At 40.8% G+C, this 14,474-nt stretch carries 8 protein-coding genes; 3 read left to right on the top strand and 5 right to left on the bottom strand.

The window, feature by feature from the left end; translation table 11 throughout:
- The first annotated feature begins 187 nt into the window (after positions 1 to 187).
- Positions 188 to 2,167 carry an alpha-L-arabinofuranosidase C-terminal domain-containing protein gene (locus QZ379_RS05080; RefSeq protein WP_291558966.1) on the top strand — a complete coding sequence of 660 codons (1,980 nt, stop codon included), beginning with the start codon at positions 188 to 190 and terminating at the stop codon, positions 2,165 to 2,167.
- 3 nt (positions 2,168 to 2,170) lie between these two features.
- On the top strand, positions 2,171 to 3,706 hold the full coding sequence (locus QZ379_RS05075; protein WP_291558964.1) for an alpha-N-arabinofuranosidase: 1,536 nt from the start codon (positions 2,171 to 2,173) through the stop codon (positions 3,704 to 3,706).
- Between the two features lie 235 nt (positions 3,707 to 3,941).
- On the opposite strand, the gene QZ379_RS05070 is transcribed toward QZ379_RS05075, so the two are convergent.
- Together QZ379_RS05070 and QZ379_RS05065 are read right to left on the bottom strand one after the other, a co-directional pair.
- On the bottom strand, positions 3,942 to 7,982 hold the full coding sequence (locus tag QZ379_RS05070; protein WP_291558962.1) for a two-component regulator propeller domain-containing protein: 4,041 nt from the start codon (positions 7,980 to 7,982) through the stop codon (positions 3,942 to 3,944).
- 48 nt (positions 7,983 to 8,030) lie between these two features.
- Entirely contained in the window at positions 8,031 to 8,243 is a 213-nt protein-coding gene (locus QZ379_RS05065; protein WP_291558959.1) for a twin-arginine translocase TatA/TatE family subunit, read from the bottom strand.
- A gap of 259 nt (positions 8,244 to 8,502) precedes the next feature.
- On the opposite strand from QZ379_RS05065, the gene hepB reads away from it, so the two are divergent.
- Positions 8,503 to 10,818, top strand: coding sequence for a heparin/heparin-sulfate lyase HepB (gene hepB, locus QZ379_RS05060; RefSeq protein WP_291558957.1), 2,316 nt, complete (start codon positions 8,503 to 8,505; stop codon positions 10,816 to 10,818).
- A 423-nt stretch (positions 10,819 to 11,241) separates the two neighbouring features.
- On the opposite strand, the gene QZ379_RS05055 is transcribed toward hepB, so the two are convergent.
- The 3 genes from QZ379_RS05055 to QZ379_RS05045 all read right to left on the bottom strand — a co-directional run bounded on the left by QZ379_RS05055 (position 11,242) and on the right by QZ379_RS05045 (position 14,464).
- Positions 11,242 to 12,288 (bottom strand): hypothetical protein, encoded by a 1,047-nt coding sequence (locus QZ379_RS05055; protein WP_291558955.1) that lies wholly within the window; start codon positions 12,286 to 12,288, stop codon positions 11,242 to 11,244.
- Positions 12,289 to 12,319: 31 nt separating this feature from the next.
- Positions 12,320 to 12,496 carry a hypothetical protein gene (locus QZ379_RS05050; protein WP_291558953.1) on the bottom strand — a complete coding sequence of 59 codons (177 nt, stop codon included), beginning with the start codon at positions 12,494 to 12,496 and terminating at the stop codon, positions 12,320 to 12,322.
- Positions 12,497 to 12,808: 312 nt separating this feature from the next.
- Positions 12,809 to 14,464, bottom strand: coding sequence for a fimbrillin family protein (locus tag QZ379_RS05045; RefSeq protein ID WP_291558951.1), 1,656 nt, complete (start codon positions 14,462 to 14,464; stop codon positions 12,809 to 12,811).
- Between the last annotated feature and the right edge of the window lie 10 nt (positions 14,465 to 14,474).

Genomic DNA, 14,474 nt, shown 5'->3' with positions numbered 1-14,474 from the left:
ACTATAATCAGTGGTAATGACATTATAACAGTCAACCAAAATCAGGAAAAGACACATTCTCCGTTCACATAGCGTTCATTTACTGTTCAGTAACCGTCCATCATATACAATAGAAACATTGATTTTAAAAATATAATTCAGACAAAAAACTATTTTTGTATCATAAAACATAATTAATACTTTTCCCATGAAAAAACACTTCACATTATTAAGTGCCTTAGCCCTCACAACATGCATGGGCATCAACGCACAAGAGGTAAACAACATGGTTGTCCAGACCAACAAAATCGGTGCTGAAATACAGCCTACTATGTACGGACATTTCTTCGAGGACATCAACTATGGTGCCGACGGAGGACTGTATGCAGAACTTATAAAAAACCGTTCGTTCGAGTTTCCACAGAACTTTATGGGATGGAACGTATTCGGCAATGTAACTTTGCAGGATGACGGTCCGTTCGACAAAAACCCTCACTATGTACGACTGGGAGACCCGGGACATGCGCACAAGCGTACAGGTATCGAGAACGAGGGTTTCTTCGGAATAGGTATCAAAGCCGGCGAAAGCTACCGTTTCAGCGTATGGGCAAGGGGTGAAAACCAGAAAATCACCGTGGAACTCATCGACAATGCGGCAATGGGAGAGACACAGGTTATAACTTCGCAGACATTGGACATCAACTCAAAGGACTGGAAGAAATATGAGATAAAGCTTACTCCGGAACAGACATTCGCAAAGGCTCACTTGCGTATCTTCCTTGCATCTGCCGGTACTGTTGACCTGGAGCATGTTTCATTATTTCCTACCGACACATGGAAAGGCCGCGAAAACGGATTGCGCAAAGACCTTGTACAGGCTCTTGCCGATACAAAGCCGGGAGTGTTCCGTTTCCCGGGAGGATGTATAGTGGAAGGAACAGACCTTGCTTCGCGCTATAACTGGAAAAACTCTGTAGGCCTGGTTGAAAACCGTCCTCTGAACGAAAACCGCTGGCACTATACTTTCCCTCACCGCTTCTTCCCTGACTATTTCCAGACATACGGAATGGGATTCTATGAACTGTTCCTGTTGGCAGAAGATATGGGTGCAGAACCACTGCCTGTACTTAGCTGCGGTCTTGCATGCCAGTTCCAGAATGAAAACGAAGAAGCACACGTGAAGGTTTGCGACCTTCAGCCTTACATACAGGATGCTCTCGACCTTATCGAGTTTGCAAACGGAGGTACAGACACCAAATGGGGAGGTCTTCGTGCCGAAATGGGACATCCGGAACCTTTCAACTTGAAATTCATCGGAATAGGTAACGAACAGTGGGGGCCTGAATATCCGGAACGTCTGAAACCATTCGTTGAAGCAATCCGCAAGGCATATCCTGACATGAAGATTATCGGTTCGTCAGGTCCTAACTCTGAGGGTAAGGACTTTGAATACCTGTGGCCGGAAATGAAGAAACTGAAGGTTGATCTGGTGGACGAACATTTCTACCGTCCTGAAGACTGGTTCCTTAACTCAGGCAGCAGATATGACAACTACGACCGCAAAGGTCCGAAAGTATTTGCAGGCGAATATGCATGCCACGGCAAGGGAAAGAAGTGGAATCACTTCCATGCGTCACTTCTTGAGGCTGCTTTCCTTACAGGCGTAGAACGTAACTCCGACATCGTTCATATGGCCACATACGCTCCGCTGCTTGCCCACATGGAAGGATGGCAGTGGCGTCCGGACCTGATATGGTTCGACAATCTCCGCTCTGTACGCACATGCAGCTGGTATGTTCAGAACCTGTACGGACACAACAGGGGAACAAACGTTATTCCTCTGACTATGGACAAAAAGGCTGTAAGTGGTCAGGAAGGACAGAACGGACTCTTTGCAAGTGCGGTATTGGACAAAGACAACAATACTTACATTCTGAAAGTTGTCAATACTTCGGACAAAAGCCGGAAGCTGAACATCGAATTCAAAGGCCTGAAGAAATCAGTATCACTCGTCAACGGCAAGTGCATCACTCTTCATTCTGACAATTCCGACGCAGAAAACACTCTTGATGAGCCAAACAAGATTGTTCCGGTGGGAAAGGATATCAACATCGAAAAGAACATACTGAACACCGAAATTGGAGAAATGACATTCGCAATCTATAAATTTGAAATATCTAAAAAGTAACTTATGAAGAACATAGTTTTATCTATTGCCATGATGGCAAGCGTATCGGCTTTTGCACAGCAGAAGGCTACGATAGAAATATATCCTGAAAAAGGTAACCGGATTATACCGAAAGAAATATACGGACAGTTTGCCGAACATCTCGGTACATGTATATACGGCGGACTTTGGGTAGGCGAAGACTCGGAAATTCCAAACGTGAAGGGTTACAGAACAGACGTGTTCGAGGCATTGAAGAAACTGAAGGTGCCTGTTCTGAGATGGCCGGGCGGATGTTTTGCCGATGAATACCACTGGATGGACGGTATCGGTCCTAAGGAAAACCGCCCTCGCATGGTGAACAACAACTGGGGTGGTACGGTAGAAGACAACAGCTTCGGTACTCATGAATTCCTCAACCTGTGCGAAATGCTCGGATGCGAACCTTATATCAGCGGAAACGTTGGTAGCGGTTCGGTAGAGGAAATGGCAAAATGGGTGGAATACATGACATCCGAACAGGGAAGCCCTATGGCAAAGCTCCGTAAGGAAAACGGACGCGAAAAGCCTTGGAAGGTGAAATACTTCGGAGTAGGTAACGAAAGCTGGGGATGCGGTGGAAACATGCGTCCGGAATATTACGCCGACCTGTATCGCCGTTATTCCACTTACTGCAGAAACTATAACGGAAACAGACTGTTCAAGATTGCAAGCGGTGCGAGCGACTATGATTACAACTGGACTGAGGTGCTTATGCAGAACGTAGGCCACAGAATGGACGGAGTGTCACTCCACTATTATACAGTGACAGGATGGAGCGGCAGCAAAGGCTCGGCAACCAAGTTCACAAACGAGGATTATTACTGGACAATGGGCAAGTGTCTTGAAATAGAAGATGTACTGAAACGCCACATTGCCATTATGGACAAATATGACCCAAATAAACAGATTGCCCTGATGGTAGACGAATGGGGTACATGGTGGGATGAAGAACCCGGAACTGTTCCCGGACACCTTTACCAACAGAATACACTGCGCGATGCTTTCGTGGCTTCACTCACTCTCGATGTGTTCCACAAATATACAGACCGCGTAAAGATGACAAACATCGCACAGATAGCAAACGTTCTTCAGTCAATGATTCTGACAAAAGACGACAAAATGGTATTGACTCCTACATACCACGTGTTCGAAATGTATAACGTACATCAGGATGCAACATATCTGCCATTGAACCTCGAATGTAACTACAAGGTAGTGAGAGACAACAGAGAAGTGCCTATGGTAAGCGCCACAGCATCACGCAAGGACGGACTGACACATATTTCGCTGTCAAATGTCGATTTGAATGAAGAACAGGAAATCACTATCAAACTTGACGGAATGAACATCAAGAGTGTTTCGGGAAGAGTCCTCACTTCTGACAAGATTGACGATTACAACTCTTTCGAGAATCCTGACGTAGTTTGCCCTAAAGAATTCAAAGGTGCAAAAATCAGCAAGAACACACTTAAGGTGAAACTTCCTGCAAAATCAATAGTAACGCTGGAGCTTAAATAAAGCGAAGTATAGTAAAGTAAACAGATAAATTGCAAAGAGCCATATTCCGACAATTGGGATATGGCTCTTAATCTTTTGTAATGTCTCCGTACGTTTATAGAAAAATTCTTCGACGCAGAAACCGTTACACGTACGTGTAACGGGTGGAACACGAACGTGTAACGCGCGTAACACGTACGTGACGCGCGCGTGACACGAACGTGTTACGGTTTATGAATACGGGAATTTCCGGATATTACTTCTGTTGCTTTATATATTCTGTCGGGAGGCAACCAATATATTTCTTGAAGCTCGTAGCAAAATAAGACGGAGTGCTGAACCCGACCATGGAGCTTATCTCGGCAATGTTGTAACGTCCCTCCTTTAGCAGACGGCATGCTTCGGAAAATCTGATTTTCTTTATAAACTCTATGGCCGATTCTCCAGTTATGGCTTTCAGCTTGAGATGCAGGTTTGAACGGCTCATATTCATCTGACTTGCAAAATCCTCGGTAGAGAAGTCACTATTGTCAAGATTCTTTTTGACTATCTCCACAGCTTTCTTAAGAAGTTCTTCATCTACAGGATTGAATGTCACTTTCTCCGGCTCTACAGTAAGTTCTCTGGAGTAATGTTCAAGCATCCGACGACGCGTACGCATCATGTTCTGTATTTTTGAAATCACCAGGGAAAGTGAGAATGGTTTGGGAATATAGTCGTCGGCACCTGTTCCAAGAGCCTCTTTCTGGTCGCTCAGGTCTGTTTTTGCCGAAAGCATTATCACAGGGATATGGCTTGTAGATACGTTCTGCTTGATGTTTTTGCACAACTTCACTCCGTCCATGACAGGCATCATCACGTCTGTTATCACTATATCGACTGTATTCTTCTTAAGCAGTTCCAATGCCACTTCGCCATTCTCCGCCTGAAGTACACTGAATACTTTGGACAAACCGGATTTCAAATAATGTCTAACCTCGTCATTATCCTCTACCACCAGTATTGTACCTCGTTCCAGACTGTCTGTGTCATCATCAACGCTTTTAACATCATCATCTGAATCGATGAAAAACATTTCCTTGGTATTGGTGAAATGTGCCGGTGTCTCTGTACCAGGCAAACTGCCGGCAATCTCATCCTCCTTATACACGGACATATCCTGAGGCAAATAAACGTAGAATGTACTGCCCTTGCCCGGTTCGCTCTCCAGTTCTATAGTTCCATGATGCAGTTCTACCAGACGCTGTACCAGTGACAGACCTATACCACTTCCTATATGCTCGGAATCCAACTGGAAGAAACGCTCGAAAATCTTCTTGTGCTTGTTCGGCGCTATACCTACTCCGGTATCGGAAACACTCAATATCAGAAAACCGTCTTTCAACGACAGATTAACAGTAATGCTTCCTTCCTTGGTATATTTGAACGAGTTGGACAAAAGATTATTCAATATAATCTCAATGTATTTTGCATCGGCAAGGACTTCTGTACCGTCCAAGTCGGATACAAGATTATAAGACAGCGATTTATGCTTAGCGAGTTTCTCGTAGAAAGAGAAACATTCCTTTACTACGGAATATATGTTGCTTTTTTCCACTCTTAGCTTGAACACACCAAGCTCGGCACGTCTGTAATCCATCAGCTGATTAACCATATGCAGCAGACGCGTAGTATTTCTCTCTACAAAACCCAACTGTTCCTTCATCCATTTGTCCGTAGTACGCAACTTCATTTCCTGCACAGGGGCCATAATAAGAGTTAGCGGAGTACGCAATTCATGCGATATGTTTATGAAGAAACGCATCTTCATCTGGTTTATCTCTTCCTGATGTATTTTCTCCTTATGCTCCATCTCCAGCTGCGCCTGCATCTGTTTTTTAATCCAGAAATGCCTAAGAACAAGAGATATGACAAGCACCACCAGAACAAATATAAGCGTGCGTGCCCACCAGGTTTCATACCACACAGGCAGTATTCTGATGTAAAGTGTTTCAGGATTATTGTTCCATTTCCCGTCATTATTAGCCGAACGAACCTTGAAACAATACTCCCCGTGAGGGAGATTTATATAAGAGACAGAACGGTTGGACTGCACCTGAGTCCAGTTTTCGTCATACCCCTCAAGCTTGTATGAAAACGTATTATGCTGTCCTGCCAGATAATTTGAAACAACGAATTTAAGAGTAAACGAGCGATGAGAATTATCAAGAGTGATACTGTCCGTATCGGAAATATGTTTCTTCAATATTCCTGTATCATCGCCCGGACGTACCTCTCTGTCGTACAGCATCAGTTTTGTTATCACCGGACTCGGAGAATAAGGATTGTCTATAAGAAGTTCCGGACGGAATGTTGTTATTCCGTTTATACCTCCGAAATAAAGCTGTCCGTCGGACGTACGACAATGTGAATACGAATTAAACTGGTTACTCTGTATGCCATCGTCTATCGTAAAGTTTCTGAACTTATCGTTCAGCGGACTGTAACAGCTGAGTCCCATATTCGTACTTACCCATATATTGCTGTAAGAATCTTCTTCTATACCATAAACCACATTGTTCGGCAATCCGTCAGCATCCGAAAGATGAATAAGTTCTCCCTTCTTTGCATCTATGCAATAAAGCCCCATCCTTGTACCTATCCATATACGTCCGTCTCCGGCCTGGTATATACATTGGGCAGTCTTTATATTACCGATACCTTTTATCCCGAACGATGTTTTTTTTAGTTTACCGTCTTCCACCGAATATTTCAGCATCTCGTCATCAAGAGCTATCCAAAGACAGTCGGAAGTATCCTTATACATTGCATATATTGCCTTCCCGAACACGGAAGCATCTGTTTCGGGAGTGAAAGAACCGTCAGCGGTGTTATAGACAAATAAACCGTTAAGAGTACCAAGCCACAAAGTCTTGCTGTCGCGCGGCAATATTACATATATACTGTTGGAAGGCGAGTTTATCTCGCTTATATATCTGTGTCTTATGCTACCCGTCCTGCGGTCGATTTCCTTCATTCCGCCTGCATGAGTACCGACATATACCTTGTCTGAAGCCTCGTCAATATATACGGATTTCACATTATTTGACTCACGTGATATACCATCATCACCTGAATCGAACAAATAAAACCTGAAAGTGCCATCCGCAGGGTTATAACAGTTTAGTCCTCCATCATTTGTACCTATCCACAGCCTCGATTTCTCATCCTCAACTATACAGCTCACCACATTGTCGCTCAATGAATTCTTGTAAGGTTCATGCCTGATGTTCCTGAACCTGTTCTTCAAAGGATGATAGTAATTAAGACCGCCGAAGAATGTTCCGAGCCACATTCCTCCCTGGTTATCCTTGTATATACACCTTACCGAACGCTGACTGAGGCTTTCCGGATCAGTCTGGTCATTAGTGTAGGTTATAAAAGAATCGCTTGACTTGACATATATATTAAGGTCGTTGAAAGTACCGACCCACAATCTCCCGTTTGAATCTTTCGCCAGAGAGCGTATATAGTCCGAACTTATGCTCCCCTTTTTCCCGTCATGACGATAATGTGCCATATCTCCGCTACGGACATCAAGCACAACCAGACCGCTTCCTTCAGTTCCTATCCACAGCTCATACAGATTCAGAAGAAGCATACTCTGTATTCTTGAACCTATATCATAGGATGAGGACGCGACCAGTTTACCCTTATCGTAAGAATATATCTGAAGACCGCCGTCCAGACAACCTACATATATTGAATTATTTACTTTATAAAGAGATGACACGTTCTTTTCGGAAAGTCCGGCAGGCAGCATTGCGTCTGAATAGGTCGAAGAGGGAACATCAAGCACCAAAAGTTTATTTCCCGAATTGACCATATATTTACCGTCGGACAGTTCGACAATATCAGTCACAAGTACATTCTTTCTGTCCCTAATAAGGAAATTCACGAAACTGTCGGTAGCCCTGTCATAATATGAAACTCCCTTATCTGTACCGACAAACACACGGCCTTTGCTGTCGGTCATTACGCATCTGGCTATATCACCTGCTATAGAAGTAGAGTCTTTGTCGCTATGACGGTATATTGTAAATTCATAACCGTCATAACGGTTTACACCATCGTAAGTGGCAAACCACATATTGTCGGCATTATCCTGAGTAATGGAAAAAACCGTACTCTGCGAAAGTCCTTCGTTTATGGATATATGCGAGAATGTTATGTCTTCCGTATTGAAAGCCATAACACTGCTACTAAAGATAAATATGAATATATTTAACAGAATAAGACTGTATCTTGATGACCTCATTGCGCAATTGTGTTTCCAAAGTATAATTAAGCCTCGACCATAGCAGGCTTATTTCACTGCATCTTTTTTCTCTTCATCGATAGATGCAGATTCCTTAACAGATTCTTCTATTCCGTTCACTCCATCCTTGAAGCTTTTAACACCCTTGCCCAATCCTTTCATAAGTTCCGGTATCTTCTTACCTCCGAACAATAGCAAGACTATCAGTGCAATAAAAAGTATCTCCTGGGTCCCGATGCCCAATAATAACAATGTGTACATAACTATTATTTTTTAATGATTACAAATATAGCGAAATATTAGATTAATTTACATTGCAAATGTAATTATTATGCATTTTACACTAATACACAAATGTTTAAATAAAGCCAATTCATGTATAATGGACAATTTTAAAATCTTATTCAACAGTTTTGATATATTTCAGCACCAAATCAAAGTCATTTAGCATTTTTGAGAAAGTATAATGCAGATACAAATACTAAATTTGCAGATATAACAAAATAATCATTGTACAACCATGAAAAGAAGAAGCATCATCATGCTGTTAAGCTTCCATTTCTTTTTAGGAACAGGCTTATCAGCACAAACAGAAAGCACCGTAGAATGGCGCGAAGTAAATGGTGTAGAAATTCCTGTTCCACCATCCGAACATCCGAGATTGTATTTACGCTCGTCTGATATCCCTGAACTTAAACAGAGATTGAAAAATCCGGAAATAGTAAAGACAATAAAGAAGATGGAGAAACTGAGTAAAAACAGAACTCCTGAGGAAGAAGCTAAAGCTCCGGCTAAAAACGGATTCAGATATTATGCTGAAATGCGAGGAGTAACAAGCCGGGTACAGCTTGATGCATTGGACTATCTGGTGAACGGAGAAAAATCTGTTGCCAGAAAGGCTATAACAGCCATGCTTGACACATTGCGTAACACTAATTATGGAACAAAAGGCGACCTGTCAAGAGCCAGCGGCTCAATGCTGATGTGTGGTGCAATGGTTTACGACTGGTGCTACGATCAGATGAAAGACTCAGAAAAGAAAGCATACATAAACGAATTCGTAAGAATAGCCAAGACCATGGAATGCGGCTATCCCCCAAAGAATACAGAACCTATAGCAGGACATTCTTCGGAATGGATGGTACTGAGAGATATGCTCTCGGCCGGTATTGCAGTATATGACGAATATCCTGACATGTACAATTATGTAGTAACAATGATGTACAAGGACTATATTCCGGCCCGCAACTTCATTTATTCAGGACATAACTACCATCAAGGTAGCAGTTATGCAAATGTACGTTTCAGCAACGACCTTATATCTCTGTGGATAATGTCACGCATGGGCGCAGGAGCAATTTATGACCCGGCACAACAGTTCGTCTTATACGATTTTATCTACAGAAGACGTCCTGACGGACAGGTTCTTCCTGCCGGTGATACAAATCCTAACAGAAAAGGTGTAGCCAATTATGCCCTTCCTGCCCTATTGGCTTACAGCTACTACAAAGACGGCTATCTGGCATACGAATATGAACGTACAAAGAAGATTGACAATCACTGTCTGATATTCGACATCCTGTGGAAAGACCTTAACGTTGAGCCTAAAAGTCCTGAAACACTTCCTCTCACAAAATACTCCGGAACACCGTTCGGATGGATGATTGCCAGAACAGGATGGGATGAGAACAGCGTAATAGCAGAAATGAAAATAAACGAGCATTATGTAGGAAACCATCAGCATCTTGACGGAGGCTCTTTCCAGATATATTATAAAGGTCCGTTGGCGCTGGATGCAGGAACATATCAGGGAAGTTCAGGCGGATATAACAGCCCGCACAACAAGAATTTCTTCAAACGCACAGTAGCCCACAACTCACTGCTGATATTCAATCCTGAAGAGAAATTTGAATGTCATAGCTATGGAGGCGAAGACAAGACTCCTTTTGCCGGTAACGACGGAGGACAGAGAATGCCGGGCGACGGATGGAACACCTGCCGTTCATTCAAGGACTTGCTGAGCGACGAATATACTACGGGAAAAGTCCTTGCACACGGAACCGACGCGGACTACATGACACCGGACTATTCTTATCTGAAAGGTGACATAACCAGGGCATATTCCGACAAGGTAAAAGAAGTAAAACGCTCGTTCGTATTCCTGAATCTGAAATCAGAGAATATTCCTGCCACATTGATAGTTTTCGACAAGATTGTTTCATCAAATCCTGAATATAAGAAACAGTGGCTGCTCCACAGCATTGAAGAACCGACTGTAAAAGACGGAACATTTACCGTCAAACGTACAAAGGACGGAGATTCAGGAATGCTTTACGACACTGTGTTACTACCGGAAAAAAGCAACTTAGATATAAATACCATCGGAGGCCCGGGTAAGGAATTCTGGGTTAACGGCGAGAACTACCCTAACGAGCCACGTACTCCGGACCCGACAAACGAAAAAGGTGCATGGAGAGTTGAATTATCGCCAAAATCTCCTGCTAATGAGGATTACTTCCTTAATGTGATACAGGTAGCTGACAACAAATGCAAAAACATGCACAAGGCTGCACTTCTGAAAAGCGACAAGACTGTAGGAGTAGTAATCTCCGACAGAATTGTGACTTTCAGCAAAGACAGTAACACGCTTTCCGGAAAATTCAGCATCGACATCGACGGTGAAGGAACTTTCAAGATTGTCATGACTGACATGAAACCCGGAACATGGCAGGTAAAGAAAGACGGTGAAGTATTTATCCCATATAAATGGGTACGTTCTGACGACGGAATACTGTCGTTCGAAGGAGGAAAAGGACATTACGAGTTTTCAAGGTAAATTACATATATAATCACACCTGGATAATACAGGTGAATCAAGTAGGAGGAAAACGAAGTAGTTTTCTTCCTACTTTCATTCTGACCTCTAACACCATCGTACGTGCCGTTCGGCATACGGCGGTTCCTATTTTTGGATATCATTCGAGATAAGAGCACATTAAGGTAGAATATCCTGCCTTTCGCAGGCTATCGCAATTTATCGCCAATTTCAATATAGGGCTATCATCTATACACCAACTTCGACGCAGAAAGCGGAACACGTGTGCGACGCGGTTTATGAATACCGGAGTTTCCGGAGATTACTTCTGTTGCTTGACTAAAAATTTAATTCTTCTTTATAATTAATCAAAAGATTATCTCTTTTTCCATACTCCTACTATATATATTTGACTATGTATGAATATATAAGATTATGTGATTTCTATAAACTTACATCACAATCTCCGCCCTGCCCAAATCCATTTATTGTCGTACCTGATAATTTAACTGAAGTTCTTTTCATTGCAACATTCAATGTTTTATAGGTATTCGACTTAAAACCAGTATCAGCACTACCTTCTTTTCCTTGAAAAACATCACTGTACACTAAGATCTGTGATTTATCTCCAAAATTAGATGTAATACTAAACATTACATTTTCATCACTCAACTCCGTAGGCATAACAAGTGCATAAAGATATTTAGATTCAGTTGGAAGTATTGTCAGACCTTCACTTATATTTACCTTAATAGAATATTGTTCGGATGTTTTACTAAAAGTCACACTCTCGCCTTCATCATAAGCCAGAACAGCTTGATTATTGAAAGGTCCTGAGAAAGTTATGCTGTTTACAATAAGATTATCTTTATCTGAATTAGTTATTTTAAACCTGAATATAGTAGGGTGTATTTGGAAATTTATTGATGCTCTCTCATTCCGTACTGTTCCTACGCCGCTCATAAGAACGTAATTCTTAAGATGGTATGTCTTAGTCTGATGTCCGTCTGTATAATCATAAGAGTCTGGTAATGTAAATTTCACCGAACTATTTTCTATACCAGCAATGTCTCTTATCGGAGAAACAGCCCAGATGACATCACCTTCCTGAAATACCTCTGACAATCCATCTGTTATTTGCATAGAACATTTCAGTCTGTCTTCTTTTGGAGTTATCTTCACATTAGCATAAGTATTATCTGTGACATAATTCAAGACTGCAGTATTTCTGAAAACAAATGCTTTCATCTCGTCGTAAGAAGAATCCCAGTAAAAATGTGGAACATTTTGTTCATCTTCATCCCAGTGTGCACGAGATAAATCTGTAATTTCTGTACCACATTCTCCATCGAGAGATATGAAATAGCCTTTATTATCCTGCTGAGGTACTTCATCAGCAAGCTTTTTTACTTCATCACTCACACAGGATGAAAATCCCGTCATGGTAGATAAACCTGCCAAAAACATTATAATTGATATCGTAGTTTTCATTTCTCAGATTGATTAAACATATCGTAACACATTAAAAGTTTCTACATCTAAATTCAAATAAGGTTATGTTTCCTTCACCATCATCACCCGGATCTGTTCCAGAACCTTCTGAACTTGTTTGGAGTATAGTTGACTCAAGACTCAATTCGTATACAATACTAACCGGTTTTATATAATTTTCTTTTGGAGATTCATAGAATTCATTCATAATATTCAAAGTTAAGTTTAAGATTAATGCATGAACAATTATTACATTTATTAATATATTATAGAATAAATCAGTATATTCACTCGAGCTATTACACTGTTAAGAGTCCGTCTGTAAATGTATCTACGTTAATTACAATTAATTAAAATTCCCTATAATACGAACTGTTCTTATGTTGTTTTAAGTAATATAGCATAACAAATTACAAAGGAATTTTCTGATGCAGATAATATCATATACTGAAATTACACTACAAATTGATGTAAAAGTAAATATATCACACAGTGAATTAAAATATTATTACATGAGAAATTAGTTTCTACTATTCACTCTTTCATACCATTTGGCATCAAGATACTCAATGGCGTTTTGTGTCATTTTTTCTATATTGCCTTGATATGGATTTTCAACGTTATTTTGATGCCACTCATATGCACCAATGCCTACTGCAATACATCTACCTTTTATGGTTTCTGTAGGGTTAAACTCTATGATACTAGCATTTTCATCAGTTGTAACATGCTGCCAAACACCAAGAATAACAGCTTTATTCTCGTTCTCAAAATCTAAGATTCTGTTTCCTCCAATAGAACTATAACTAAAAGACCAAACACAATTATGATCTTCTTTTATTCCATTCCCTAACAATGGGTATATTTTATGACCATATGTAAAATTGCCATATGACAAACCATTATAAATTTCATGTGAGTTTCTATCATACATATTGTTTATATTAGCATTGGTTCCCCAAACATCTCGATTCTCAGCTCCTGCTCCCGAGCCGAACATATTAGGAGCCATACTATCGCTAAGTCTGTTTAAAGGGACCAATAACTGTGTAGCATGATTACATAACAAAAGGTTTCCACCGTCCTTTAAGTAAGCTGTCAATTTAGAAACAGCATTGCTATTAATAAGTGCGTCAGTTGTCAGATTTTGATAACCATGAACAAGACCTAATATATCTATATGTATCCAAATAACCGAGAACTGTGACAAATTCCAATTTGAAGATTCTGAAAGGCTCAATACCTCACCATAAGGATATTGTTTTACAAACCATGCTTTTGAAGCAGCCATATCATCATCACTGCTTACTGCATCTACATCGATATAACCTATTTTGGCTTTTGAAGCATCGAACTGTCCATTAATAGTAGTACCGAATATAGTTGTCTCTACATTCACCGTATTATCACTATTCACAGTAACATTAATAGTGTAATACAATCCTGCTTCAAAACTATTATTATCAAAAGTAATATTATGAGAAGCTGAATTCACACGTATAGACAAATCGGATATAGCCTGAGGTAAAACATAACCTTTAAACTCCAATTTACCATTTGCTTCTGTCAATGAAATATCCCAGTCCTTTACCTGTGCATCAGCCAGGACTGCAGCTTTACCGTCGGCTGTTGTAAAATTACCATCATGTTTCAGACCAGACACTGTCATATTCTTAAAAGATTCCAAAGACGCGCCATCTTGAGCACTCACTACTATACGCAACTCTGCCATAGAATGGTCAAACTGAAGATTTACCGTAGGAGTTTCAGAATACTGTACATTATCAGCCTTTGCCCATATAAAATTACAATCAGAGTTGTTTTCCAATGTATTAACACTTACAGTACCGTTATTATCTGAATATGGATAATATGCAGTAAAGGACATCGGATTCTTATTTTTGAAACAAATAGGTTGAACACCATCAGAAACTGCAAACTTACCACTTGCATCGGACAGGTATTTCACATTTGTGTACATTACGTCAGTACCTGTAGCAGAGATTCCAACTGGGTCATTATTCCCCCATGAAGAAGCGGTTACACGCGAAATATTAGTCATAAAGCTAACAGTAACCGGATTAGATAATTCCTCTGTCTTTTCAAAGGATTCATTCTTACTGCATGATGACATGCACGCAAGAAAAAGTAATAAATTAAGAATTGTCTTTTTCATATTGATTTCA

This window comes from Bacteroides sp. (assembly GCF_019417265.1).
Lineage (GTDB): Bacteria > Bacteroidota > Bacteroidia > Bacteroidales > Bacteroidaceae > Phocaeicola.
The sequence above is the reverse complement of the archived record's forward strand: the minus strand, read 5'-3'. Positions and strand labels throughout refer to the sequence as shown.